Below are 23,690 nucleotides of genomic sequence, written 5' to 3' on the forward strand. Positions count from 1 at the left end.
GGATGGCGGCACCTTCATGGGTGCCTGACCTTCGAGTGTAGTCGGGTTATTCGTCGTCGCCTTGATCCATCTCAGGTGGCAGCTCGGGCAGGGCACGCAGGGCGTTTTCATACCATTCGCTGTTGAACGCGCGGTCTTCCACCAGCATGTTGTCGATCTCGAAGGCCAGCACATGGGCCATCAGGTTGAGGATTTCCTCGCGCGCATAGCCAACCAGGGTGAGTTTGTTGAAGGTGGCCTTGGCCGCTGGCGGCTCGTCGCTTTCGATCTGGTTCTCGATGGCCTGGGTCAGCGTTGCCTCGGCGAAGGCTTCGTCGTCATTGTCGATGTCGGTGGGCTCGCTCATGGCGGTACTCCTGTGATTGGGCATACAGTTTGCCACGCCTGTGGCGGCAATGTCCGGTCATTGACCGGGTGCATGACGCTGGTCAGGCGCAGGCTGAGGGGCTATAAAAGCCGGGCCATCCCCATACGGCCTGGAGGCTGTTACCCCATGCTCAAGCTTCACGGATTCTCAGTCAGCAACTACTACAACATGGTCAAGCTGGCACTCCTGGAAAAAGGCCTGCCTTTCGAGGAGGTCACCTTCTATGGCGGCCAGGCGCCGCATGCACTGGAAGTCAGCCCACGGGGCAAGGTACCAGTGCTGGAAACCGAACACGGCTTCCTCAGCGAGACCAGTGTGATTCTCGACTACATCGAGCAGACCCAGGGCGGCAAAGCGCTGTTGCCTGCGGACCCGTTCGAGCAGGCCAAGGTGCGCGAGCTGCTGAAAGAAATCGAGTTGTACATCGAGCTGCCGGCACGCACCTGCTACGCCGAGTCGTTCTTTGGCATGGCGGTAGAGCCGTTGATCAAGGAGCGCGCGCGGGCCGACCTGTTGGCGGGCTTTGCCACGCTCAAGCGCAATGGTCGCTTCGCGCCGTATGTGGCGGGTGAGCAGCTGACGATTGCCGACCTGATGTTCTGCTTCTCGGTCGACCTGGCTTACGCGGTGGGCAAGAAGGTGCTGAACGTCGACTTCCTGGCGGATTTCCCGCAGGCGAAGGCATTGTTGCAGCGAATGGGCGAGAACCCGCACATGGCGCGGATTTTGGCAGACAAGGAGGCGTCGATGCCGGCCTTCATGGAGATGATTCGCAGCGGCAAGCGCTGAGGTTTGCACAAGCGTCAAGCCTGCCCCCACAGGGTTCCGTTAAATCAATGAGTTAGCGGTTTCTCTGTGGGGGCGGGCTTGCCCCGCGAACGAGGGCAAAGCCCTCGCCATGGTCTTAGCGCGAAGCCAGCAAGGCTTGGCCGCGTACCACCGCCGCACGCACTTGCGCCGGCGCGGTACCACCAATGTGGTCACGGGCATTGACCGAGCCTTCCAGGGTCAGCACGGCGAACACGTCCTGCTCGATCTGGTCGCTGAACTGGCGCAGTTCTTCCAGGCTCATCTCGGCCAGGTCCTTGCCGGTGTCCACACCATACTTCACGGCATGGCCGACGATTTCGTGGCAATCACGGAACGGCAGGCCACGGCGTACCAGGTAGTCGGCAAGGTCGGTGGCAGTCGAGAAGCCACGCAGGGCCGCTTCGCGCATGATCGCGTGCTTGGGCTTGACCGCGGGGATCATGTCGGCAAAGGCACGCAGCGAGTCGCGCAGGGTATCGGCGGCGTCGAACAGCGGTTCCTTGTCTTCCTGGTTGTCCTTGTTGTAGGCCAGCGGTTGGCCTTTCATCAGGGTCAGCAGGCCGGTCAGCGCGCCGAACACGCGGCCGCTCTTGCCACGTACCAGCTCCGGTACGTCCGGGTTCTTTTTCTGCGGCATGATCGAGCTGCCGGTGCAGAAGCGATCAGGCAGGTCGATGAACTGGAACTGCGCGCTGGTCCACAGCACCAGCTCTTCGGAGAAGCGCGACAGGTGCATCATGGCGATGCTCGCTGCAGCGCAGAATTCGATGGCGAAGTCGCGGTCGGAAACGCCGTCCAGCGAGTTGCCAGACACGTCCTCGAAGCCCAGCAGCTTGCAGGTGAGCTCGCGGTCGATCGGGTAGGTGGTGCCTGCCAGCGCGGCGCTGCCCAGGGGCATGCGGTTGGTGCGCTTGCGGCAGTCGACCAGGCGCTCGTAGTCGCGGCTGAGCATTTCGAACCAGGCCAGCAGGTGGTGGCCGAAGGTGACCGGCTGGGCCGTCTGCAGGTGGGTGAAGCCGGGCATGATGGTGTCGGCTTCACGCTCGGCCTGCTCCAGCAGGCCCTTTTGCAAGCGGGTGATTTCGGCCAGGATCAGGTCGATCTCGTCGCGCAGCCACAGGCGGATGTCGGTGGCCACCTGGTCGTTTCGGCTACGGCCGGTGTGCAGTTTTTTACCGGTGATGCCGATGCGATCGGTCAGGCGTGCCTCGATGTTCATGTGCACGTCTTCAAGCTCGACGCGCCAGTCGAAGTTGCCGGCCTCGATTTCGCCCTGGATGGTCTTCAGGCCATCGATGATGGTGTCGCGCTCGGCATCGCTGAGCACGCCGACCTGCGCCAACATGGTGGCGTGGGCGATCGAACCCATGATGTCGTGGCGGTACAGGCGCTTGTCGAAATCGACCGAAGCGGTGAAACGGGCGACGAAGGCGTCGACGGGCTCACTGAAGCGGCCGCCCCAGGACTGATTGGTCTTGTCGGTGCTCATGGATTCACTCATTGCAGGCGTGAACGAAAAAGTGGCAACGATGATAGCAGGGTTGGGCTTGCTGCCGCAGGGCGCCGGTCGAGAGAAATGACCCGAAAACGGCAGGCAGACACGCACACAAGGATTTGCAGGATTGAACGGCAGTGTTCCATGGACCGTCTACAGTTGGACAGAGGACTGGCAGTGAATCTGCCGGCCGAGTGAATCTTTGGCCATCGCACCGGTCTAGAGCGTGACCGCAGTGTCGCTCGAACCACATCTGTCTACGCTATACCTGTGCGAGACTCATTCAGGAATCCAGCGCAATTATGAATGTCCTGATCGTTGATGACGAACCCCAAGGCCGTGAACGCCTCAGTAGGCTGCTCGGCGAACTGGAGGGTTACACCGTGCTGGAGCCTAGCGCCACCAACGGCGAGGAAGCCCTGGCGCTGATTGAAAGCCTCAAGCCTGATGTCGTCCTGCTCGACATCGGCATGCCCGGCCTGGATGGCCTGCAGGTTGCCGCTCGCCTGTGCGAACGCGAGGCGCCGCCGTCGGTGGTGTTTTGCACCGGCGACGACGAATACGGCACCGAGGCTTTCAAGGACAGCACCCTCAGCCATGTGACCAAACCCTTCCAGCCCCAGGCGCTGCGTGATGCCTTGCGCAAGGCCGAGAAGCCCAACCGCGCCCAGTTGGCGGCGCTTACCCGGCCTGCCAATGAAGGCGGAGGCCCGCGCAGCCATATCAGCGCGCGAACGCGAAAAGGCATCGAGCTGATTCCGTTGCCCCAGGTCATCTATTTCATTGCTGACCACAAATACGTGACCTTGCGCCACGAGACCGGGGAAGTGCTGCTCGATGAGCCGCTCAAGGCCCTGGAAGATGAATTTGGCGATCGCTTTGTGCGCATCCATCGCAACGCGCTGGTGGCCCGCGAACGTATCGAACGCCTGCAGCGCACGCCGCTGGGGCATTTTCAGCTGTTTCTCAAGGGCCTTGACGGTGATGCGCTGACCGTCAGCCGGCGCCACGTGGCTGGCGTGCGCAAGATGATGCAGACGCTCTGACCCGCCGTGCGCTGCGTGTTGTAGGAGCGGCCTTGCGTCGCGAAAGGGTTGCGCAGCAGCCCCAGGTTTTCAGCTTCGCCGCACAGATTGCCGGGGCCGCAAAGCAGCCCCAGGTTTTCAGCTTCGCCGCACAGATTGCCGGGGCCGCTTCGCGGCCCTTTCGCGACGCAAGGCCGCTCCTACAAACAGACATCCGTGGGCACAAACACAACAGCCACCCCCACCGCACCGCCTTTGACCCGTATCTGCTAGCGATGCCATCGGAGCTGTTATCATCGGCGGTATTTCTCTGCATCGGGGCGTTCCATGTCCACTCGCGAAATCCGCATTGCCACCCGTAAAAGTGCCTTGGCCCTGTGGCAGGCCGAATACGTCAAAGCCCGCCTCGAGCAGGCTCACCCTGGGCTGATCGTGACCCTGGTGCCCATGGTCAGCCGCGGTGACAAGCTGCTCGACGCGCCGCTGGCGAAAATCGGCGGCAAGGGCCTGTTCGTCAAAGAGCTTGAAACCGCCCTGCTGGACAACGAAGCCGACATCGCCGTGCATTCGATGAAGGATGTGCCCATGGACTTCCCCGAAGGCCTGGGCCTGTATTGCATCTGCGAGCGCGAAGACCCGCGCGATGCGTTCGTTTCCAACCGTTTCGAAAGCCTTGAAGCCTTGCCCGCCGGCAGCATCGTCGGTACCTCCAGCCTGCGCCGTCAGGCCCAGTTGCTGGCGCGCCGCCCGGACCTCGAAATCCGCTTCCTGCGGGGCAACGTCAATACCCGCCTGGCCAAGCTCGATGCCGGCGAATATGACGCGATCATCCTCGCTGCGGCCGGCTTGATCCGCCTCGGTTTCGAAGACCGCATCACCTCCAGCATCAGCGTCGACGACAGCCTGCCAGCGGGCGGCCAAGGCGCGGTGGGCATCGAATGCCGCAGCGCTGACAGCGAAATCCATGCGCTGCTGGCGCCACTGCACCATCTCGACACCGCCGACCGGGTGGTGGCCGAACGGGCATTGAACAAACACCTCAATGGCGGCTGCCAGGTGCCGATCGCCTGCTACGCGGTACTTGAAGGCGACCAGCTGTGGCTGCGTGGCCTGGTCGGCCAGCCCAGCGGTGGCACCTTGCTGGTGGCCGACGCCCGGGCGCCGCGCGCAGCGGCTGAGGCGTTGGGCGTGCAGGTTGCTGAAGACCTGCTGGGCCAGGGCGCCGAAGCCATCCTCAAGGAAGTCTATGGCGAGGCCGGGCACCCGTGAGTGATTGGCGCCTGTTGCTGACCCGGCCCGCCGATGACTGCACAGCACTGGCGCAACGGCTGGCGGCGGCGGGGGTGGCTAGCAGTTGTCTGCCGCTGCTGGCGATAGACGCTGTCGCCGTGGACGAGCGGCAACGCCAGTTGCTGGCTGGGCTGCAGGGCTTTCAGGCAATCATCGTGGTCAGCAAGCCGGCAGCCAGGTTGCTGCTCGAACGGCTGGCCCAGGCCGGGCTACAGCCACCGGCTCAAGGCTGGTTCACGGTGGGCGAGGCGACCGCAGCGGTGCTGCAGGGCGCGGGCCTTGAGGTGGCCTGCCCAGCGCAAGGTGACGACAGTGAAGCCTTGCTCGCGCTGGCGGCCCTGCGCGAGGCTATCGGCGTGCCTGCGCCGCGTGTCTTGATCGTCCGCGGCGTCGGAGGTCGCGAACTGCTGGCAGAGCGTCTTGCAGAGCAAGGTGCTAGTGTCGATTATCTGGAACTGTATCGTCGCAGCCTGCCGGAATACCCGGCGGGCGCCTTGATGCGTCGCATCGAAGCGGAACGCCTCAATGGCCTGGTGGTCAGCAGTGGGCAGGGCTTTGAACACTTGCAGCAGATGGCCGGCGCCGATTGGCCGCAGGTAGCGCGTCTGCCGCTGTTCGTGCCGAGCCCGCGGGTTGCCGAGCAGGCCAGGGCCGCCGGGGCCCAACAGGTTGTGGATTGCCGTGGCGCCAGTGCCACGGCCTTGCTGGCAGCTGTGCAGCGCCGCGCTGCACCTGCCTCTTAAGGCGCTAAGCTGAACGCCAAGCGCCCCCATGCAAAGGATGGATACGTGAGCGAAACTGTCTTGTCCAATAATGATCAGCCGTCGGCCCAGACGCCGGCGGACCCCGTCACAGCCCCACCTGCTAAGCGCTCCGGCAGTGGTCTGGCAGCACTGGCCCTGCTGCTGGGAGCGGCCGGGGTCGCAATAGGTGGCTGGGGTGTCTGGCAGGTGCGTCAACTGCAAGGCAACGAGTTCAACCAAGGGCAGCACCTTGAAGCGCTGAACCAGCGCGCCGAAGCGCTGCAGCAGCGTGAGCAGCAGATCAGTGCACAGTTGGCCAGCCTGCCGGCCGCCAGCGAGCTGGAAGACCGCCGCCGGCTGGTCTCGCAGCTGCAAGGCGACCAGCAGCGCCTCAGCCAGCGCCTGGAAACCGTGCTTGGCGAAAGCCGCAAGGAATGGCGCCTGGCAGAGGCCGAGCACTTGCTGCGCCTGGCCACCCTGCGCCTCTCGGCCCTGCAAGACATCACCAGTGCCAAGGCGCTGGTCGAAGGCGCCGACGAAATCCTGCGCGAGCAGAGCGACCCAGGCGCCTTCGCCGCCCGCGAGCAATTGGCACGCAGCCTGGCAACGCTCAACAGCACCCAGCAACCCGACCGCACCGGCCTGTACCTCAAGCTGGCCGCGCAACGTGAACTGGTGCAGCAGCTCAGCGCCCAGTCGCCCGAGTTCGACAGCAACGCCGATGCCCTTGGCGCGCTGACTGCCGACGGCGATGGCGCCAGTCGCTGGTCGCAGTGGTGGGCGGAAATCTCCAAGTACTTCCAGATCGACTTCAATGCCGATGACAACGTGCGGCCGCTGCTGGCCGGGCAGTCGCTCAACCAGTTGCGCCTGGCCCTCAGCCTGACCATCGAGCAGGCCCAGTGGGCGGCGCTCAACGGCGAGGCCAAGGTCTACACCCAGGCGCTGGATGATGCGCGCTCTGTGCTGTTGGCCAACTTCAACGCCGACAACCCGCAGAGCAAGGCCATGCTCGACAGCCTCAACGCCCTGGCCGAGCAGCCGGTGTCTGTCGTCACCCCTGACCTGAGCGAGAGCCTGGCCTCGGTGCAGGCCTACATCCAGCGCCGTCACCTGCCGGCCGAGGGTGAAGGGGGCAAACCATGAAGCGGGTCTACCTGCTGGCCGTGCTGGCGATCGTGATCGCCGCCGCGCTGGGTATCGCGGTGGCCAAGCACAGTGGCTATGTGTTGATCTCCTATGGCAGCTTCCGTTACCAGTCGGGACTGTGGGCGGCGTTGGCCGGGCTGATCGCCGTAATCGCCGTGCTCTGGTTGCTGCGCTACCTGGTCGGCCTGGTGCTGACCTCCAGTGGTGTGGTCAACCCGTGGTCGCGACGCAACCGCAGCCGTCGCATCCGGGTGGCCATCGAGCAAGGCCAGTTGGACCTCGCCGAGGGCCGCTGGGCCAGCGCCCAACGCCATCTGCACCGCGCCGCCGAAGCCGAGCGCCAACCCTTGCTGTACTACCTCGGTGCCGCCCGCGCGGCCAACGAGCAAGGCCGCACGGCAGACAGCGACCAGTTGCTCGAGCGTGCTCTGGAGCGTCAGCCGCAGGCCGAGCTTGCCATTGCCCTGACCCATGCCCAGTTGCAGATGGACCGCGGTGATACCGACGGCGCCCTGGAAACCCTGCTGGTCATGCACGAGCGACACCCGCACAACGGCCAGGTACTGCGCCTGCTGCAGCGCCTGCACCTGGGGCGCGGCGACTGGTCGGCGCTGATTCGTCTGCTGCCTGAGCTGCGCAAGGGCAAGGTGCTGCCGGCCGATGAGCTCGCCGAACTGGAAAAACGCGCCTGGGGCCAGAACCTGAGCCTGGCGACGACCCGGGGCGAAGATGCGCAAAGTGCGCGTCAGGCCTTGGAGCGCGCCTGGCAACAGCTTACCGCCGCCCAGCGCCAGGAACCGCAACTGGTGCTGGCCTATGCCGAGCAACTGCGGCAGGTGGGCGCCCAGGGCGAGGCGGAGCAGGTGTTGCGCACCGCCCTCAAGCGCGAATACGAAAGCCACCTGGCCCGTTTGTATGGCCTGGTGCGCGGTGATGACCCGGCACGTCAGCTACAGGCTGCCGAAGGCTGGCTTAAAGCCAACCCTCAAGACCCGAGCCTGTTGCTGACCCTCGGCCGCCTGAGCTTGCAGAACCGCCTGTGGGGCAAGGCGCGTGACTATCTGGAAAGCAGCTTGCGGATGGAACGCAACCCGGAAACCTGCGCCGAGCTGGCCCGCCTGCTCGCCGGCCTTGGCGAGACCGAGCGCAGCAACCAACTGTTCCAGGAAGGCCTTGGTTTGCTGGATGAGCGTCTGTTGGCGCTGCCGTTGCCAGAAGCCGTACGCGCCTGAACCTTTGCCTGAGCCACCCCTGAGCCCGCGCCGAAGTGCGGATTCAGGGGCTGGGTAACTTGTCTGGCAATGTAAGTTAGATCTGCAATCCACTTCTTAAGACGTTTCCTACTTACAGAATGGAAACTTCCTTTGCTATTCAGCGACTTGTCGTCCCTGTAGTGCCTTGAAACAAAGCGGTTGTTTCCTCTACCGTTTCAAGCCACTTCATTCCCCGGGACCACCATTGCCCATGCTGCCGGCCCGTTTACGCACTTTCTTTGTCCCTGCCTGCCTGGCCTCGTTGGCGGTGCTGGTCGGGTCCTATTACCTGGAATATACGCTGGGGCTGATACCGTGCCCGTTGTGCTTCACCCAGCGCCTGCTGTTGGGCCTGTACGCGATGCTTTGCCTGGGCGCAGTGGTACAGGCGCCTTCGACCAGCCGCGGTTACACGCGGGCGCTGCTGGCCTGCTCGCTGACGGGGGCGCTGCTGGCCGCCCGGCATGTCTGGCTGCAAGGGGCGAGTGGGGCGGTCCATGTATGCCCGGCGCCGATCTGGCGGGTGTTCGAGCAATCCTGGCGCGAGGCTGCCCGGCAGTTACTGCTGGGTGGGCCGGATTGCCACTCGCTGACCTGGAGTTTTTTCGACCTGACGCTGCCTGAATGGAGCCTGTTGGCGTTCCTGTTGCTGGCTGCGCTGCCCTTGAGCCACCTGCTGGCGTATCGTTTCCGCACCCTGTCCGGTACTTGACCTGGCGCACGCCTGGGGCGCCATCGCGACCAATGGCGTTGCCAGGGGGTATTAAACACTTGTATGAACTTTGTCTGCTGAGTACCTTGATGGTCAGCACGCGCGGGAATAATCTCCCAGCACGCATACCGAAAATACAACTGCTCGATGCCGTCCTGCTGATGTCACCTTTGTGCTGCGCGGTCGTGGTGCGAGGTGCAGCGGCATCTACCCAGAAGGGAAGAGATCGCCATGCTCGATAGTTGTCAGAACGCCCAGGAACGCTGGGGCGGGGTTCATAAGCTGATCGACCGTTGGCTTTTGGAGCGCCAGGAGCTGGTGCAGGCTTTCCGCGCGTTGCGCGACGCCAAGCCGGCCTTCGCCGACAAGGACAAGAACCGCGATTTCTGTGCGGTCCTGGTCGACTACGTGTCGGCCTGGCACTTCGAGGTCAGCGAACAGTTGGTCAGCGAAGCCAAGGCCTTCGGTGATACGCGTGGCCTTGAACTGGCCACACAGATCAACCCACGTATCGATGACAGTACCCAGATCGCCCTGGCATTCAATGACCATTGCGAGAAGGGCGAGTGCAAGGACCCTGAGCGCTTCGCCGAAAAACTGGCCAAGCTGGGCGGCCTGCTGCACGAGCGCTTCGAGCTGGAAGATTGCCTGATCGAGGTGCTGCACAACGCGCACAAGGAAGAGGGCGCAGTCGAAGCCTGAGGCTTGGCGTCAGTCGCCAACTGCCAGCAGTTCGATCTCGAATACCAAAGGCGTATAGGGTGCGATCAGGTCACCCGCGCCCTCTGCGCCGTAGGCTTGTGCCGACGGAATCACCAGGCGCCATTTGGCGCCTGCATGCATCCGAGGCAAGGCCACCTGCCACCCCTCGATCACCGAGCCCAGGCTGAACCACTGCGGCTGTTGGTTCTGATCGAACACCGAGCCGTCCGGCAACCTGCCTACGTAACGAACCTGTACCTTGCCCCCCGCTTTGGGCTGTGCCCCGGCGCCACTTTGCAGTTCGCTGTAGAGCACGCCTTCGGGTAGCTCATGCACACCGGCCCGTGCCCGCTCGTTGGCCATGAAGCGTGTTTCCACCGCCTTGAGCTTGTCTGCCTCGGCCTGCTCCGCCGTGCTGTCTGCCTGCGCCTCATGCTGCTGCAGTACGGCCTGCATGCGTGCCTTGTCGAGCTTCAGCGGCTGCCCTTGATAGGACTGGCGCAGGCCTTCGACCAAGGCGTCCAGTTGCAAGCCAGGCATCTCGGTGCGCAAGCGCTCGCCCAGGCTGGCGCCCAGGCTGTAAGCCAGGTCGTGGTCGTCCGCATTGGCCAGGGCAAAGGGCGCCACCAGGCACAAACCTAAAACAAGAAAACGAGGCATGGGCAGTTCCTGCGCAATGAACGGGCCGTTACAGCCAACATCGGGGTGGGCCAGTATCAGCCAAATATGAGCAACGCTTAATTCAGCAACTACACTTTCACGGAGCTGCAAGATAACAACTTTGCCCAGGCATGCAACGCGGCGTAAATATTACTGTCAACATGCCCTAGCGGCGGTAGCAGCAGAAGCATAGTATGAGCCGCAATCTCGTCAGCCAGGAGGTAAACCATGTCGGCCAAAAAGAAGCCAGTAAGTACGCCGTTGCACCTGCTCCAGCAACTTTCGGGCAGCCTGCTCGAACATTTGGAAGATGCCTGCTCGCAAGCGCTGGCTGATGCGGAAAAACTGCTGGCCAAGTTGGAAAAGCAACGGGGCAAGGCACAAGAGAAACTGCACAATGGTCGCCTGAAAATGCAGGACGCGGCCAAGGCAGGTAAAGCCAAGGCGCAGTCCAAGGCCCAGAAAGCCATTGGTGAACTTGAAGGGTTGCTCGACTCGCTCAAGGACCGCCAGACCCAGACCCGCACCTATATCCAGCAACTCAAACGTGATGCCCAGGACAGCCTGAAGCTGGCCCAGGGTGTGGGCAAGGTGCGTGAAGCCGCCAGCAAAGCACTGGACCAGCGCGCCGTAGCCGCCAAGGCTGCAAAACCGGCCGCTGCCAAAGCACCGGCGAAAGCCGCCGCTACCAAGCCAGCCGCTCGCACCGCCGCCAAGCCAGCCGCCAAAGCCGCCACTGCCAAGGCGCCAGCCAAAGCTGCCGCTAAACCCGCTGCCGCCAAGGCGCCAGCCAAAACCGCCGCCGCCAAGCCTGCGGCCAAGCCAGCCGCCAAACCAGCCGCTGGCAAAGCTCCGGCCAAGGCTGCTGCTGCCAAACCCGCAGCCAAGCCAGCTGCTGCCAAAGCCCCGGCCAAGGCTGCTGCTGCCAAACCCGCAGCCAAGCCAGCTGCTGCCAAGGCACCCGCCAAGGCCGCTGCCGCCAAGCCTGCAGCCAAACCAGCTGCTGCCAAAGCCCCGGCTAAAACAGCAGCGGCCAAACCTGCGGCCAAGCCTGCGGCGAAACCGGCCGCTGCCACCAAGGCACCCGCGCGTGCCGCCGCCAAGCCCGCTGCAAAACCGGCGGTGAAAGCAGCCGCCAAGCCAGCAGCCGCCAAGCCAGCCGAAACCAAGCCGGCCACGGCTGCCACCAGCACGCCTGCTGCCGCGACCAATTCGGCCGCCCCGGCCCCGGCCGCTTCGGCACCTGCCAGCACCCCGGCTCAGGCGCCGTCTTCGGCCTCCTGAAGCGCTGCCGCCGCGACGCGCAATTGATGCAGCGCGCGGTGTTCTCGGGCCTGGTCCGGCGCTAGCCGGGCCAGCCAGTCGTCCGTGGGCTCGTGAGAGTCTGCGGGCCACTGTTGCGAAAGCGCCTGCAAGCGTGCCAGCAAGGTCTTCTCGGCCTGCAATTCCAGCCCCTTTACCTGCTCACGCAATGCCGCCAACAGCGCATCGTTGTGCGCTGCCGTGCGCCATTGTTGACGCAGGCCACGTAACGGGGCCACCACCTCACGCTGCCAAGGTTCGGCGATATCAACCAGGGCTTGCGCGCGCTGCTCAGTCACGGCCACGCCGCGTGCTTGCAGCCAGGTCGCACAGAGCAACAGGCAAACGTCGCCGCCCAGCGCTTGCACGCCAAGGCAGGCCTCTTCCACGCCGGGCCTGGCATACAAGGCCAAGGCGTGATTCCACAGGTCGGTGCACATGATTCCACTCACGCTACGGGCCGAGGAAGCTGGTAGACTCCGCGACCATCATGATCAGACTATCCAACCTCACTTTACAGCGTGGTCCGCAGCGCTTGCTAGAAGGCGCCGAGATGACCTTGCACGCCGGCCACAAGGCCGGTTTGATCGGCGCCAACGGCGCCGGAAAATCCAGCCTGTTCGCCTTGCTGCGCGGTGAGCTTTCGCCCGATTCCGGCGACTGCCAGCTGCCCGGCGACTGGCGCATAGCCCACATGCGCCAGGAGGTCGACACCCTCGACCGCTTGGCCGTGGACTATGTGCTCGATGGCGACGTGCGCCTGCGCAAGGTGCAGGCCGAGCTTGCCGTAGCCGAAACGGCGCATGACGGCACCGCCCTGGCCCGCCTGCACAGTGAGCTGGAAAGTGCCGACGGCTATACCGCCGATGCCCGCGCGCGCAAGCTGCTGGCAGGCCTGGGTTTCACCAACGAGCAGATGGACCGCCGTGTCGGTGACTTCTCCGGTGGCTGGCGGATGCGTCTGAGCCTGGCGCAGGCGCTGATGTGCCCGTCCGACCTGCTGCTGCTCGATGAGCCCACCAACCACCTGGACCTGGATGCGATCCTCTGGCTGGAAGACTGGCTCAAGGGTTACCCCGGCACCTTGCTGCTGATTTCCCACGACCGCGATTTCCTCGATGCTGTGGTCGACCACGTGCTGCACGTCGAGCAGCGCAAGCTCAACCTGTACAAGGGCGGTTACAGCGCGTTCGAGCGCACCCGTGCCGAGCGCCTGGCGCAACAGCAGCAAGCCTACGAGAAGCAGCAGGCCCAGCGCGCGCACATGGAAAAGTACATCGCCCGCTTCAAGGCGCAAGCCACCAAGGCCCGCCAGGCACAGAGCCGAATCAAGGCCCTGGAACGTATGGAAGAACTGTCGGCGGCGCATGTCGATTCGCCGTTCGATTTCGTCTTCCGCGAATCGCAGAAAATTTCCAGCCCGCTGCTGGACATGTCCGAGGGCTGTCTGGGCTATGGCGACAAAGCCATCCTGGAGAAGGTCAAGCTGCAGCTGGTGCCGGGTGCGCGCATCGGCCTGCTCGGCCCCAATGGTGCGGGCAAGTCGACCCTGATCAAGAACCTCGCCGGCGAGCTGGCACCGCTGTCGGGGCGCCTGGTCCGTGGCGAGAACCTTGCCGTGGGTTATTTTGCCCAGCACCAGCTCGACTCCCTGGACGACAAGGCCAGCCCGCTGCTTCACCTGCAGCGCATTGCCCCCACAGAGCGCGAGCAGACGTTGCGCGACTTCCTCGGCGGCTTCGATTTTCATGGCAACCGTGTCGACGAACCGGTGGTGAATTTCTCCGGCGGCGAGAAGGCCCGGCTGGCCCTGGCGCTGATCGCCTGGGAGCGGCCGAACCTGTTGCTGCTGGACGAACCGACCAACCACCTCGACCTGGAAATGCGCCTGGCCCTGACCATGGCCCTGCAGGAGTTCGCCGGTGCCGTGGTGGTGGTTTCCCACGACCGTCACCTGCTCAAGAGCACCACCGACGACTTCCTGCTGGTGGCCGACGGCAAGGTCGGTACCTTCGATGGCGACCTGGAAGACTACAGCCGCTGGCTGCTCGACTACCGTCAGCGCAGTGCGCCGGCCAGCAACGCCCCAGCCAACCCGGACAAGACTGACAAGAAGGCCCAGCGCCAGGCGGCAGCGGCCTTGCGTCAGCAGTTGGCACCGCACAAGAAAGCGGCCGACAAGCTGGAGGCCGAGCTCAACCAAGTGCACGGCCAGCTGGCCGAGATCGAGACCGCGCTAGGCGACAGTGGCGTCTACGAGGCGGCGCGCAAGGATGAACTGCGTGACCTGCTGGCCCGCCAGAGCAAGCTCAAGCAGCGTGAAGGCGAGCTGGAAGAGGGCTGGATGGAAGCCTTGGAAACCCTCGAAAGCATGCAGGCCGAGCTCGAGGCGCTGTCCTGATGGAGGAGTTGCGCTCGCTGCTGCCGGGGCAATGGATGGATACCTTCTGGCTGGGGTTGCAGATTCTGCTGATCCTGGCCGCCGCCTTCGTGCTGCAGCGCGTCATCGCCCGTGGCCTCAGCCGTCTGGGCCAGCGTTATCCATTGCCGCCGGAGTTGCTGGTGCCGGTGCGTGGCAGCCTGCGCTGGTTGATCATGGGCAGCGCACTGCTGTTCGTGCTGGAGCGCATGGGGGTTTCTGCGACGGTGCTGTGGACGGCGCTGTCCGGTTTCGTCGCGGTGGCCGCGGTGGCCTTCTTCGCCATGTGGAGCGTGCTTTCCAACCTGCTGTGCGCAGTGTTGATCTTCACCGTCGGGCCGTTTCGCATCGGCGATGTGGTGGAGTTGGTCGATACCCTGGACAAGCCTGGGGTCAAAGGCCGGGTCATAGCCATCAACCTGCTGTTCACCACGCTGATGGAATTGCCCGAGGCGGGCGGGGCGCTGGTGCAAGTGCCCAACAGCCAGTTCTTCCAGAAGTCGGTGCGGCGCTGGCGGGGGGCTGAAGTGCAGGGCCTGAACAGGGACTTGTCGAGCGAGTCTGACTGACCCCCTGACATTGGCCAGCAAAGAGGCCGCTACAACCCCCGCACACACTCAAAAAATCGCTGGTTATTTTTTCACCAACACCTTAGCTTAACGTTTTGCAACATATGTTCGAGCGAGGTGTGTGATGTCGATGGAAGTGTGGTTGGGCTTCTTTGCTGCGTGTTGGGTGATCAGCCTTTCACCGGGGGCCGGGGCGATTGCCTCGATGTCCAGCGGCCTGCAGTACGGTTTCTGGCGCGGTTACTGGAACGCCCTGGGCCTGCAGATTGGCCTGATTGTGCAGATCGCCATCATTGCCGCCGGTGTCGGCGCCATCCTTGCTGCGTCCGCCACTGCCTTCACGATCATCAAGTGGTTTGGCGTCGCCTACCTGGTGTACCTCGCCTACAAGCAATGGCGTGCGTTGCCGATGGACATGAGTGACGAGCCTGCCGTACGCCCCATCGGCAAACCGCTGAGCCTGGTGTTCCGTGGTTTTCTGGTCAACGTCAGCAACCCCAAGGCCTTGGTGTTCATGCTGGCGGTGCTGCCGCAGTTCATCAATCCCCATGAAGCGCTGCTGCCGCAGTACGTGGCAATCACCGTGACCATGATCACCGTCGACATGCTGGTGATGGCGGGTTACACCGGCCTGGCTTCGCGCGTGCTGCGCCTGCTGCGTACGCCCAAGCAGCAGAAGCGGCTGAACCGTACCTTTGCCGGGTTGTTCCTCGGCGCGGCGACCTTCCTGGCGACCCTGCGCCGCGCGCCTATCTGAAAAAAGCCCGCGAGTGATGGCACCGGCTTCGCCGGTGTTCGCGGGGCAAGTCGGATCGCCGCACCGCCGCTATTTCGGTTTTTCCACAAACCCCTTGAGCAAATCCAACGGCAGCGGAAACACGATGGTCGAGCTCTTGTCCCCGGCTATCGCCCCCAGCGTCTGCATATAGCGCAATTGCATGGCCCCCGGCTCCTTGCTGAGCATCTGCGCCGCCTGCATCAGTTTCTCGGACGCCTGCAATTCCCCTTCGGCATGGATCACCTTGGCCCGCCGTTCACGTTCGGCCTCGGCTTGGCGTGCGATGGCACGCACCATCGATTCATTGAGGTCGACGTGCTTGATCTCGACATTGGCCACTTTGATGCCCCAGGCATCGGTTTGCGCATCCAGCACTTGGCGTATGTCGGCGTTGAGCTGCTCGCGTTCGGCCAGCAGCTCGTCCAGTTCGTGCTTGCCGAGCACTGCGCGCAGGGTGGTCTGGGCCAGTTGGCTGGTGGCGACGAGAAAGTCCTCGACCTGAATGATGGCTTTTTGCGGGTCGAGCACGCGGAAGTACAGCACCGCATTGACCTTTACCGAGACGTTGTCGCGGGTGATCACATCCTGCGGCGGCACATCCAGCACGACCGTGCGCAGGTCTACCCGGACCATCTGCTGGATGACCGGGATCAGCAAGATCAGCCCCGGCCCTTTGACCTGCCAGAAGCGCCCCAGCTGGAACACCACGCCGCGCTCGTACTCTCGCAAGATACGGAACGCCGACAGCAACAGCACGCCCAGCAGCATCAGCAGGGCGCCGAAACCCAATTGCATGAACATCGTCATTCTCCTTGCGCCGAAGGTGCAGCGGCGCTTACCTCCAGCATCACGCCGCGACGCGCCATGACGCGCACGTGTTGGCCAGGTTGCAGTGGCGTCGCGCACTGTACCTGCCACTGTTCGCCCTGCGCCTGTACCGAGCCGCAGTACGGGTTGTCTGCCAGCACCTGGGTGACGGTGACCAGGCTGCCGACCAGCCCGGCATCACCGCTGACCAAGGCGCGTTTGCGCGTTTTCAGCGCCATGCCCAGCACGCCACCGATGAACAGCGCCGAAAGCAGCGCCAGGCTGGCGATCAACGCCAAGGGGATGCCAAAGCCGGGGGCATCGGTATCCATCAAGATGACCGCACCGACCACGAACGCAACGATGCCGCCAAAACCGACCACGGCAAAGCTGGGCAAGAACGCTTCGGCGATCATAAAGGCCAGCCCAAGCAAAATCAGCGCGACCCCGGCGTAGCTCACCGGCAGCAACTGCAGGGCATACAGCGCCAACAGCAGGCAGATGCCGCCGATCACGCCGCCAACGGCGGAGCCAGGGCTCATGAACTCGAACAGCAGGCCGTACACGCCGACCATGATCAGCATCAGCGCCACGCTGGGGTTGGTGATCACCGCCAGCAAGCGCGTGCGCCAGTCCGGCAGGTGCTCGACCAGGCTGGCATCGCGGGTGTGCAGTTGCCGTGGTTGGCCGGCAACCTCCAGCGTCTTGCCATCGAGCTGGCGCAGCAGGTCGGGCAGGTCGTTCGCCACCCAGTCGATTACCTTCAGCTGCATAGCCTCGCTGGCAGACAGGCTGACCGCTTCACGCACCGCCTTCTCCGCCCAATCGGCATTGCGCCCGCGCAGCTGCGCCAGGCCCCGTATGTAGGCGGCGGCGTCATTGACCTGTTTGCGGGCGAGGGTTTGCTCATCGTCACCGGGCCTGGCCTTGTCCTCCTTGGGGGCGCCGCCGATCTGCACCGGTGTGGCAGCCCCCAGGTTGGTCCCTGGGGCCATGGCTGCAACATGGCTGGCATAGAGGATATAGGTGCCAGCACTGGCAGCCCGCGCCCCGCTGGGGGCGACGAAGCTTGCAACTGGCACGGGGCTGGCGAGTATTGCCTTGATCATCTGGCGCATGGCGCTGTCCAGGCCGCCGGGCGTATCCATGCGAATGACCACCAGTTGCGCGCCCTGCGCCTGGGCCTGGTTCAGGCTGCGCACCAGGTAGTCTGCACTGGCCGGGCCGATGGCATCGTCGATGCTCAACACCCAGACCGCTCCGGGCGCGGCCTGGCCGCTCGGCGTCAACCCGAGCAGCATCAACAGCAACAGCCAGCGCCACCAGCGAGCGGCCACCTGTCGTCACCTCGTTCGCCTCTATTACACAAGTTTAGTCATGGCTGGCGGCCCAAGGCCTAAAATTGAAGATTGGGGGTAACTGCGGAGGTGCATCATGCGCATGGCAAAGACGCTGCAGGCTCGCCTGGACAAGGCCAACTGCGACTACGACATCATTCCCCATCCACATTCGGCCACCAGCCTGGAATCGGCCCGCACGGCCGGCGTACCCGCCGAGCGGGTCGCCAAGTCGGTAATGCTCGATGACCGGCATGGCAACTACATCATGGCCGTGCTACCGGCCAACCGGCACCTGGACATGAGCAAGGTACGCATGTCCGGCGCCTGGCAACTGACCCGCGAAAGCGGCTTGCCGAGCCTGTTCGGTGATTGCGAACGGGGGGCGGTACCGGCGCTTGGCGATGCCTACGCGATAAAAATGATGCTCGACCCGACCCTTACCCGCCAAGGTGATGTCTACCTGGAGGCAGGTGACCACGATCACCTGATCCACATGAGCATGGAGCAGTTCATGAAGCTGGTACCGCACGCCGAAGTGCGTGAGCTGTGCTGATGTTCTCAAACCAATGCCGGGCGGGCGTCGTGGACGGCCTGGCCGGCTTTCAGGAGGAACCATGGAAGCACCTACCCACCCATTTGCAGACCTTTTCAAACAGCTGGGCTTGCCTGAAGATGCCTTGAGTATCGATCAATTCATCACCAGCCATTCACCGCTGCAAAACGAGATCAAGCTGGTGGATGCCCCGTTCTGGACCGACGCCCAGCGCAATTTCCTGAAGGACAGCATCAATGAAGATGCCGATTGGGCGGTGCCCTTTGACCAACTCAACGAAGCGTTACGTCGCCCCCGAAAATAAAGCGCCGAGCGGCACCTGACGAGTGATTGGCCGTTGCTATGCTCAGGAAAACAATAAGGGGATAGCGCGATGAAAGATCCCTACGCACCAGGCTTCTGGTGCTCCGTGACGATCCTGGGCACGCTGACGGCCAGTTACTTCTATGGCATCAGGCAGACGCAACAGATGAACCAGGCGGTGCAGTTTCTCTACGCCGCCGCCGCGGTCACCGTGGCGGTTGCGCTGGTGGCGCTGACCTGGATCGCCTGGCAGCACTTGCACCTGAACAAGCGCGAAGTGATTCAGGGGCGAACGTTGCTGACCATCTGGAACACCAAGGTGGCCCTGCGCCGGGTCGAAACGGTGTTCGACCGCTATTTCTGGGGTAGCTACTGGCATTCCGGGCGTACGTTCGAAGAGGTCATGGGCGAGCTCAAGGGCACGCCCCTGGAGCAGAGCCTGGATGCCCTCAAGCGCCAGTGCCGGGCGCTCGACCGCGAAATCCACGATCATCAACACCATTGGCTGGCCAACGCGCGGGACTTATCCAGTGTGGCGGCGGCCATGGCCCGTGAGCGCTACCAGCTCGACCTGGGCGAGCCCACCTGTACCGGCAACGGTACCACCGCAGTGCTCAATCGCGACCTTGAAGTGCTGGTGTATACCTGGTCGGCGCGCCTGCGCAGCTTCGACCATCAACTGGACGAACTGGAGCGCGCCTACCATTGACGCGGTTCATTCGCCGCGGATGTACTGCTCCAGCTGCAGGATCAGGTTGGCCTGCTCGGCAATGGTTTCCTTTACCAGGTCGCCGATCGACAACAGGCCGAGCAGCTCGCCGTTGCTGACCACCGGCAGGTGACGCAAATGCAGGTTGGTCATCTGGTTCATGCAGTATTCCAGGTTGTGCTTGGGTTCGACCGTGATTACCGGGGCACTCATGATCTCGCGCACCGGTGTTGCCGCTGACGAACGGCCCTTGAGCACCAGCTTGCGGGCGTAATCGCGTTCGCTGACGATGCCCACCACCTGGTTGTTCTCCACCACCGGCAGTGCGCCGATATTCTTCTCCGCGAGCAGCTTGAGGGCCTCCAGCACCGAGTCGTCAGGGCCGATGGTGTAAACGGTCTGGTGTTTCGACTTGGTTTTGAGGATTTGTTCGACGTTTTTCATACGGGCCTCTGCGGTGGAAAAAGCGTTGTCTCCAAGTAAATAAAGCATCCGGCACGGCGCTCTGCACGGCAATGCAGGAAACGGCATGGAGGCGATTGAAAAACGTCATGGTTGAGCCGATTGCGTACTTCGCGCAGGAGGCAGGCCAGATATAGTGTGCTGGCGACCTTCCTGGGGGCGGCAATGTTCCCAATAATCTGTGACAATGCATGTCAAGTTGCCATCATCTAGACCTCGTTCGGCAAGGAGCCGCAATGCAAAGTATGTTTCGCCTTACAGCGCTAAGCTGCGCCTTCATGATCGCTGCCGGTTGCAGCAGCCAACAGAGGGAGAGTATTTCCAAGACTGTAAAAGACATTGGCAAGGACTACGGCCTGCCAGTGCTCTGTGGTGTCGGGGCCGTGGCCGGGGGGGCTGCCGGTTATGCCCTCAAAGGCAAGGACGGCATCTTGCCCGGCGCCGCAGCTGGCGGCGCCTTGGGTTGCGTCGTCGGTTATGTGTGGCAGTCCCGCCTGCAGGAGCTTGACCGCATCGCCAAGGAAGAAAACCTGAAGATCACCACCGAGCAGTTGACGGTCGCCTCGGCCGCCGTGGTAACGGCGGTGCCTGAACAGGCAGGCCTGGTGACTCAGATCGAGGACACCGGCATGTTCGCCACCGGTTCCGACCAACTGACCGCAAGCGGCCAGCGGGCCGTGGCCAAGCTGGCGCAGATGTATGCCAAGCCTGCGGCCAGCGACAAGCAGGCTGCCGCCAAGGAGGCGCAAGCACGTCGCCTGCTGATCGTTGGCCACAGCGATGCGGTGGGTAATGCCGAGTTCAACCAGAAGCTGTCCGAGCGCCGCGCCAAGACGGTCGGCAAGGTCATGCTGCAGGCCGGCATCCCGGCCGGCGCGATCTACTACCAAGGGGCTGGGGCATCGCGCCCGATCGCCGACAACAGCGACCCGCTGCTGCGTGGCAAGAACCGCCGCGTGGAAATCGTCGAGCTGGCAAACGAACAGGCCCTGGTAATGCGTGCCCAGGCCGAAGCGAGCAACACCCGCTACCTGCACTACGGCACCTCGACCGCCGCCAAGCCCCGTCAGGCGGCCACCACGGCGCAAGCGAGCAGCAAGCCTGCGCCGACCAAAGCCACCACGGCGCAGCGTACGCCTGCCGCGACCAGCACCAGCACCAGCACCAGCACCAGCACTGCCAAGGCCGTTGCTGGCGCACGACCGCAAGTCGATTTCGCGGGTACGCCGGTTGCCAGCTACAACTGGACCATGGCCCAGAACATCAAGCCGAAACAGAGCGGTTTCACGCTGATCAGCAGCGCCTACGCGGCGCAGATGCCGATGTCCAGCTGCGAAGCCGACCGGCCACGCAATGCCGGTGAAGTGCTGAGCATGGCCAATGACCAGCCCTTGCAGCGGCGCGCCACCAAGGACTATCTGCCGGGCTACAACAACCGTGTCTGGGCCAACTTGGTCAACGGGCACCTGGTGACCGTGTCGCCGGTCTCGATCTTGCGCGAGAACGCCCGGGTCGATCGCCAGCCGATCCTTCAGCTGGTCGAAGACTACAAGCTGCCCACCCAGCACAAGACGCGGACGATGAACGCCGTGGCCAACACCTATGAAGGCGAAAGCGAAGTGCTGTACCGGGTCTTCGCCAGTGATGCCCAGGCCTCGATTTCCTGCATGGATATCGTGTTCAGCAAAGGCAACGCCGAAGTCAACGAGGGTGCCTTGTTCTATGCCGCCGGCAGTGACGCGTATGTCGCTTCCTACAAGCCGATCCCGGCCAAAAAATAAATCCCCGTCAAGGACGTCCTGAATGGAAGACTTTTCGCTTGCTGCACTCAAATCGCTGATTCTCGCTAATCAGTTGCTTTCCGCTGGCCTGCTTTCGCTGCTGATCACGGCGGTGATCGTGCGTAACTACTGGGAAGAGGTGTCCTACTTTCTGATCCGTGTCTGGCACAGCTTCCCCTTGATCGGCACGGTGGCGCGCTTGTCGCGCAAGCCAGCTTCGGTCGACGGTGACGGCTGGATCAACCACGAAGTCAACCTGGCGAACGTGTACAACAAAAAATTCAAGCTGTACGCCAAGGACGCGAACGCCTACAGCGCCTACCTCGATTACCTGTCCAAGGCTGGTGAGGCCGGGCGTTCTGCGCGCCCGTGGTGGGTATTGGCGGTAGTACTGATGTTGGTGGTGGTCGAGGCCATGGGCTTCGCCTATGTGGTCGCCGGCTGGGTGAACATGGATGCCTCCACCAACGACCGTCATTGGCTGACCGCTTTTGTGGCGATCCTGCTGGCCGTCGCCTCGGCGTTTCTTGCCGAAGCCGCCGGGCACGCGTTGCACCACAACAGCCTGGTCGCCCGCGCCCGCCACTGGTGGCAAGGTGAAGAGCCCTCCAAGCGCTCCCGCTCCCTGAAGTCCAACAAAGCGATCAACCTGGAAGACTCGTTCGACGACTCGGACAAGCCTGACTACGAGCAGCTGCTGGCCCGCGTAAAGGATGTAAACGCCAACGTCACGCGCAAGTTCTTCTGGTTGATCACTTGTGGTGTGTTCGTGGTTGCCATGGCCATCGGCGCCTTCGTCATCCGTTCGGCCACCCTGGACAGCATCGAGACCGAAATGGTCAACGGCATGCGTGCCGAAGCGTCCTCGCAAAGCAGCACTGCAGGTTCGCCATTCGACCTGCCGGCAGAGTCCCAGGCCATCAACGATGAAGCGGATAACGCCACCATCGACGACAAGATGCAGGCGATCCGCAAGGCCAGCCTGACCACCTATGTGATGCTGTCGCTGATCTACGTGGCGATTCAAGGCATCAGCCTGTGGTTGGCGAGCCGCTACTTCTTCGCCGGTACGCACTCGCATACCGCCTGGCAGCGTACCCACAAGTACGCCACCTCCGAAGAGATGCTCGATGCAATGGATCAGCAGCGTTCGGCCATCGCCAGCCATGCCGATGACAAGCTGCGTCGCCTGCAGACCTTGTTGTCCAGCCGCGATCACACCGATGCCAACGTGCTGACTGCGTTGGACGGGGAAAATACCGCCCGCCGCAATTTCCTGAGTTTCGTCGAGCACAAGGCAGACAAAATCTCGGAGAAGCCGGAAAAGCCAGTTCGGCCCGTTGAAGCCGTTGCGCCAGCTGCGGTCGCCGTCGCAGCAGCGCCGGTCGAGCCCCGGCCTGCCGTTGCCCCAGCTGCCCCAGCTGCCCCAGTTGCGGCAGTGGTCGAGCCGGCCGCTATCAAGGCGTCGGACTTCCACGATGTCACCGGCCTGCCGGAAGAAAGCCTGGCCGCCGCCAGCCGTGCGCTGAATGTCAGTGAGGCGCAACTGCGTGATATCCGCGAGCAACAGCAGGCGCTGAAGGCGCTTGGCCTGTTCCCGGCGAACAAGGAGGGCATGCTGTCATGAGGCTTGCCAAGGCCCTGATCCTTGCGCTGGCGCTGCCGTGTGCAGCGCTGGCCGCCGAACGCAACGACCTGCAGAGCTGCTACACGCGCAACGGCCTGGCCGATATCAAGCCAGCAGGGACCGGCCGCGAGCTGGTGGTGATCATCGATCAGACCATCCCGATGCCTGAAGACCTGCAGCGCAGCAGCTGGGGCCAGATCGACCGGTTCGTGCAGCCGGGCGATCGCGTCAGGCTGTATACCTTCTCGGCGTTCCTGCCGGGTGAGTATCAGCGCCTGGTGTATGCCGGGGAGCTGGACATGCCGTTGCAGGGCGAGGTGCGTGACGATGTGAACATGCGCAAACTGCGTGGCCTGGACCAGTGCCTGGCGACCCAGAAAAAAGCCTTTCAGGCAGGCTTTGGCGGCTTGTTCGTGAAAGGCCTGCGTGAAGCCCGCCAGGACATCCCCAAGAGCGAGATCATGAACACGCTGCGCCGCGTGGGTGAAGACATGGGCAAGGAGCAGGGTGTCCAGGAGCGGGTGGTGTACCTGATTTCGGACATGCTCGAGCATTCCGACTACACCAGCTTCTACGCCGCCAATCAGATCAAGCAGCTGGATGTCGCCAGCGAGCTCAAGCTTGCGCAAAGCAAGGGGCTGTATGCGGACCTGCAGGGTGCACGGGTGTATGTGTCTGGCGCAGGCCTGGTCACCGACGCGGTGAAGCATGCCTACCGTTCCGGCAAGACCATGGATGCGCTGAACAACTTCTGGGCGCAGTACCTGAATGCGTCCAACGCGACGCTGGAAGGCTTTGGTACACCGAGCCTGAGCACCGACCTTCGGTAATCAG

General features: G+C 63.3%; 25 protein-coding genes. 18 read left to right on the forward strand and 7 right to left on the reverse strand.

Features of this window, described 5'->3' with window-relative positions; all coding sequences use genetic code 11:
• Positions 1–46 precede the first annotated feature (46 nt).
• Positions 47–346 carry a hypothetical protein gene (locus tag CKW22_RS20380; protein ID WP_033703311.1) on the reverse strand — a complete coding sequence of 100 codons (300 nt, stop codon included), beginning with the start codon at positions 344–346 and terminating at the stop codon, positions 47–49.
• 147 nt (positions 347–493) lie between these two features.
• Between CKW22_RS20380 and CKW22_RS20385 the strand changes: the two genes are divergently transcribed.
• Complete coding sequence (locus CKW22_RS20385) at positions 494–1,156, forward strand: glutathione S-transferase (RefSeq protein WP_033703310.1); 663 nt, start codon at positions 494–496, stop codon at positions 1,154–1,156.
• Positions 1,157–1,271: 115 nt separating this feature from the next.
• Here the strand turns inward: CKW22_RS20385 and argH are convergent, their stop codons facing one another.
• Positions 1,272–2,666, reverse strand: a complete 1,395-nt coding sequence (argH, locus tag CKW22_RS20390; RefSeq protein WP_033703309.1) for an argininosuccinate lyase — start codon at positions 2,664–2,666, stop codon at positions 1,272–1,274.
• A gap of 308 nt (positions 2,667–2,974) precedes the next feature.
• On the opposite strand from argH, the gene CKW22_RS20395 reads away from it, so the two are divergent.
• The 7 genes from CKW22_RS20395 to CKW22_RS20425 all read left to right on the forward strand — a co-directional run bounded on the left by CKW22_RS20395 (position 2,975) and on the right by CKW22_RS20425 (position 9,546).
• Positions 2,975–3,718, forward strand: coding sequence for a LytTR family DNA-binding domain-containing protein (locus CKW22_RS20395; RefSeq protein ID WP_033703307.1), 744 nt, complete (start codon positions 2,975–2,977; stop codon positions 3,716–3,718).
• 306 nt (positions 3,719–4,024) lie between these two features.
• A complete protein-coding gene (gene hemC, locus CKW22_RS20400; RefSeq protein WP_033703306.1) occupies positions 4,025–4,966 on the forward strand; it encodes a hydroxymethylbilane synthase in 942 nt (313 codons plus the stop codon).
• The gene (locus CKW22_RS20405; RefSeq protein ID WP_095064926.1) at positions 4,963–5,730 is read left to right on the forward strand and encodes a uroporphyrinogen-III synthase; all 768 of its coding nucleotides are present in this window, start codon (positions 4,963–4,965) and stop codon (positions 5,728–5,730) included. Before hemC ends, CKW22_RS20405 begins: the two co-directional genes overlap by 4 nt.
• A 45-nt stretch (positions 5,731–5,775) precedes the next feature.
• A complete protein-coding gene (locus CKW22_RS20410) occupies positions 5,776–6,876 on the forward strand; it encodes a uroporphyrinogen-III C-methyltransferase (protein WP_047582865.1) in 1,101 nt (366 codons plus the stop codon).
• Positions 6,873–8,111 (forward strand): heme biosynthesis protein HemY, encoded by a 1,239-nt coding sequence (locus tag CKW22_RS20415; protein ID WP_047582867.1) that lies wholly within the window; start codon positions 6,873–6,875, stop codon positions 8,109–8,111. Before CKW22_RS20410 ends, CKW22_RS20415 begins: the two co-directional genes overlap by 4 nt.
• A 232-nt stretch (positions 8,112–8,343) precedes the next feature.
• Entirely contained in the window at positions 8,344–8,844 is a 501-nt protein-coding gene (locus CKW22_RS20420) for a disulfide bond formation protein B (RefSeq protein WP_095064928.1), read from the forward strand.
• A gap of 231 nt (positions 8,845–9,075) precedes the next feature.
• On the forward strand, positions 9,076–9,546 hold the full coding sequence (locus tag CKW22_RS20425) for an Rsd/AlgQ family anti-sigma factor (protein WP_033703299.1): 471 nt from the start codon (positions 9,076–9,078) through the stop codon (positions 9,544–9,546).
• Positions 9,547–9,555: 9 nt separating this feature from the next.
• On the opposite strand, the gene CKW22_RS20430 is transcribed toward CKW22_RS20425, so the two are convergent.
• On the reverse strand, positions 9,556–10,206 hold the full coding sequence (locus CKW22_RS20430) for an FKBP-type peptidyl-prolyl cis-trans isomerase (RefSeq protein WP_033703297.1): 651 nt from the start codon (positions 10,204–10,206) through the stop codon (positions 9,556–9,558).
• Positions 10,207–10,434: 228 nt separating this feature from the next.
• On the opposite strand from CKW22_RS20430, the gene CKW22_RS20435 reads away from it, so the two are divergent.
• Complete coding sequence (locus tag CKW22_RS20435) at positions 10,435–11,490, forward strand: AlgP family protein (protein ID WP_095064930.1); 1,056 nt, start codon at positions 10,435–10,437, stop codon at positions 11,488–11,490.
• Here CKW22_RS20435 and CKW22_RS20440 read toward each other — a convergent pair.
• A complete protein-coding gene (locus CKW22_RS20440) occupies positions 11,466–11,948 on the reverse strand; it encodes a TIGR02444 family protein (protein ID WP_047582871.1) in 483 nt (160 codons plus the stop codon). The two genes, CKW22_RS20435 and CKW22_RS20440, sit on opposite strands and share 25 nt — an antisense overlap.
• 50 nt (positions 11,949–11,998) lie before the next feature.
• On the opposite strand from CKW22_RS20440, the gene CKW22_RS20445 reads away from it, so the two are divergent.
• From CKW22_RS20445 to CKW22_RS20455, 3 genes are all read left to right on the forward strand, one after another.
• Positions 11,999–13,909 carry an ATP-binding cassette domain-containing protein gene (locus tag CKW22_RS20445; protein WP_033703293.1) on the forward strand — a complete coding sequence of 637 codons (1,911 nt, stop codon included), beginning with the start codon at positions 11,999–12,001 and terminating at the stop codon, positions 13,907–13,909.
• Positions 13,909–14,496, forward strand: coding sequence for a mechanosensitive ion channel family protein (locus tag CKW22_RS20450; protein ID WP_033703292.1), 588 nt, complete (start codon positions 13,909–13,911; stop codon positions 14,494–14,496). The genes CKW22_RS20445 and CKW22_RS20450 overlap by 1 nt, the downstream gene beginning before the upstream one ends.
• Positions 14,497–14,620: 124 nt before the next feature.
• Positions 14,621–15,253, forward strand: a complete 633-nt coding sequence (locus CKW22_RS20455) for a LysE family transporter (protein ID WP_033703291.1) — start codon at positions 14,621–14,623, stop codon at positions 15,251–15,253.
• A 69-nt stretch (positions 15,254–15,322) separates the two neighbouring features.
• On the opposite strand, the gene CKW22_RS20460 is transcribed toward CKW22_RS20455, so the two are convergent.
• Both CKW22_RS20460 and CKW22_RS20465 read right to left on the reverse strand, forming a co-directional pair.
• Positions 15,323–16,075, reverse strand: coding sequence for a slipin family protein (locus CKW22_RS20460; protein WP_027595137.1), 753 nt, complete (start codon positions 16,073–16,075; stop codon positions 15,323–15,325).
• Positions 16,076–16,077: 2 nt separating this feature from the next.
• Positions 16,078–17,418, reverse strand: coding sequence for a nodulation protein NfeD (locus tag CKW22_RS20465; protein WP_095064932.1), 1,341 nt, complete (start codon positions 17,416–17,418; stop codon positions 16,078–16,080).
• 97 nt (positions 17,419–17,515) lie between these two features.
• Between CKW22_RS20465 and CKW22_RS20470 the strand changes: the two genes are divergently transcribed.
• From CKW22_RS20470 to CKW22_RS20480, 3 genes are all read left to right on the forward strand, one after another.
• Positions 17,516–17,974, forward strand: a complete 459-nt coding sequence (locus CKW22_RS20470) for an aminoacyl-tRNA deacylase (protein WP_033703289.1) — start codon at positions 17,516–17,518, stop codon at positions 17,972–17,974.
• Between the two features lie 61 nt (positions 17,975–18,035).
• Positions 18,036–18,278 carry a DUF2789 domain-containing protein gene (locus CKW22_RS20475; RefSeq protein WP_033703288.1) on the forward strand — a complete coding sequence of 81 codons (243 nt, stop codon included), beginning with the start codon at positions 18,036–18,038 and terminating at the stop codon, positions 18,276–18,278.
• 69 nt (positions 18,279–18,347) lie between these two features.
• Positions 18,348–18,986 carry a hypothetical protein gene (locus tag CKW22_RS20480; RefSeq protein ID WP_033703287.1) on the forward strand — a complete coding sequence of 213 codons (639 nt, stop codon included), beginning with the start codon at positions 18,348–18,350 and terminating at the stop codon, positions 18,984–18,986.
• Between the two features lie 6 nt (positions 18,987–18,992).
• Here CKW22_RS20480 and CKW22_RS20485 read toward each other — a convergent pair whose 3' ends face one another.
• On the reverse strand, positions 18,993–19,430 hold the full coding sequence (locus tag CKW22_RS20485) for a CBS domain-containing protein (RefSeq protein ID WP_033703285.1): 438 nt from the start codon (positions 19,428–19,430) through the stop codon (positions 18,993–18,995).
• A gap of 254 nt (positions 19,431–19,684) precedes the next feature.
• On the opposite strand from CKW22_RS20485, the gene CKW22_RS20490 reads away from it, so the two are divergent.
• From CKW22_RS20490 to CKW22_RS20500, 3 genes are read left to right on the forward strand one after another with little or no spacing between them, the layout of a single operon-like run.
• Positions 19,685–21,229, forward strand: a complete 1,545-nt coding sequence (locus CKW22_RS20490) for an OmpA family protein (protein ID WP_095064934.1) — start codon at positions 19,685–19,687, stop codon at positions 21,227–21,229.
• 22 nt (positions 21,230–21,251) lie between these two features.
• A complete protein-coding gene (locus tag CKW22_RS20495; RefSeq protein ID WP_095064937.1) occupies positions 21,252–22,856 on the forward strand; it encodes a hypothetical protein in 1,605 nt (534 codons plus the stop codon).
• Positions 22,853–23,686 (forward strand): hypothetical protein, encoded by an 834-nt coding sequence (locus tag CKW22_RS20500; RefSeq protein WP_033703282.1) that lies wholly within the window; start codon positions 22,853–22,855, stop codon positions 23,684–23,686. Before CKW22_RS20495 ends, CKW22_RS20500 begins: the two co-directional genes overlap by 4 nt.
• The last annotated feature ends 4 nt before the right edge of the window (positions 23,687–23,690 follow it).

The sequence above is a fragment of the Pseudomonas sp. Irchel s3f19 genome (assembly GCF_900187555.1).
GTDB classification, from domain to species: domain Bacteria; phylum Pseudomonadota; class Gammaproteobacteria; order Pseudomonadales; family Pseudomonadaceae; genus Aquipseudomonas; species Aquipseudomonas capeferrum.

Bases quoted from the DNA above. Each gene is read 5' to 3' on its own strand.
- CKW22_RS20460 (WP_027595137.1), bottom strand. From the start codon at position 16,075: ATGTTCATGCAATTGGGTTTCGGCGCCCTGCTGATGCTGCTGGGCGTG.
- CKW22_RS20445 (WP_033703293.1), top strand. From the start codon at position 11,999: ATGATCAGACTATCCAACCTCACTTTACAGCGTGGTCCGCAGCGCTTG.
- CKW22_RS20480 (WP_033703287.1), top strand. From the start codon at position 18,348: ATGAAAGATCCCTACGCACCAGGCTTCTGGTGCTCCGTGACGATCCTG.
- CKW22_RS20440 (WP_047582871.1), bottom strand. From the start codon at position 11,948: ATGTGCACCGACCTGTGGAATCACGCCTTGGCCTTGTATGCCAGGCCC.
- argH (WP_033703309.1), bottom strand. From the start codon at position 2,666: ATGAGCACCGACAAGACCAATCAGTCCTGGGGCGGCCGCTTCAGTGAG.
- CKW22_RS20425 (WP_033703299.1), top strand. From the start codon at position 9,076: ATGCTCGATAGTTGTCAGAACGCCCAGGAACGCTGGGGCGGGGTTCAT.
- CKW22_RS20380 (WP_033703311.1), bottom strand. From the start codon at position 346: ATGAGCGAGCCCACCGACATCGACAATGACGACGAAGCCTTCGCCGAG.
- CKW22_RS20455 (WP_033703291.1), top strand. From the start codon at position 14,621: ATGTCGATGGAAGTGTGGTTGGGCTTCTTTGCTGCGTGTTGGGTGATC.
- CKW22_RS20435 (WP_095064930.1), top strand. From the start codon at position 10,435: ATGTCGGCCAAAAAGAAGCCAGTAAGTACGCCGTTGCACCTGCTCCAG.
- CKW22_RS20385 (WP_033703310.1), top strand. From the start codon at position 494: ATGCTCAAGCTTCACGGATTCTCAGTCAGCAACTACTACAACATGGTC.
- CKW22_RS20450 (WP_033703292.1), top strand. From the start codon at position 13,909: ATGGAGGAGTTGCGCTCGCTGCTGCCGGGGCAATGGATGGATACCTTC.
- CKW22_RS20500 (WP_033703282.1), top strand. From the start codon at position 22,853: ATGAGGCTTGCCAAGGCCCTGATCCTTGCGCTGGCGCTGCCGTGTGCA.
- CKW22_RS20475 (WP_033703288.1), top strand. From the start codon at position 18,036: ATGGAAGCACCTACCCACCCATTTGCAGACCTTTTCAAACAGCTGGGC.
- CKW22_RS20415 (WP_047582867.1), top strand. From the start codon at position 6,873: ATGAAGCGGGTCTACCTGCTGGCCGTGCTGGCGATCGTGATCGCCGCC.
- CKW22_RS20490 (WP_095064934.1), top strand. From the start codon at position 19,685: ATGCAAAGTATGTTTCGCCTTACAGCGCTAAGCTGCGCCTTCATGATC.
- CKW22_RS20470 (WP_033703289.1), top strand. From the start codon at position 17,516: ATGCGCATGGCAAAGACGCTGCAGGCTCGCCTGGACAAGGCCAACTGC.
- CKW22_RS20495 (WP_095064937.1), top strand. From the start codon at position 21,252: ATGGAAGACTTTTCGCTTGCTGCACTCAAATCGCTGATTCTCGCTAAT.
- CKW22_RS20430 (WP_033703297.1), bottom strand. From the start codon at position 10,206: ATGCCTCGTTTTCTTGTTTTAGGTTTGTGCCTGGTGGCGCCCTTTGCC.
- hemC (WP_033703306.1), top strand. From the start codon at position 4,025: ATGTCCACTCGCGAAATCCGCATTGCCACCCGTAAAAGTGCCTTGGCC.
- CKW22_RS20420 (WP_095064928.1), top strand. From the start codon at position 8,344: ATGCTGCCGGCCCGTTTACGCACTTTCTTTGTCCCTGCCTGCCTGGCC.
- CKW22_RS20485 (WP_033703285.1), bottom strand. From the start codon at position 19,430: ATGAAAAACGTCGAACAAATCCTCAAAACCAAGTCGAAACACCAGACC.
- CKW22_RS20395 (WP_033703307.1), top strand. From the start codon at position 2,975: ATGAATGTCCTGATCGTTGATGACGAACCCCAAGGCCGTGAACGCCTC.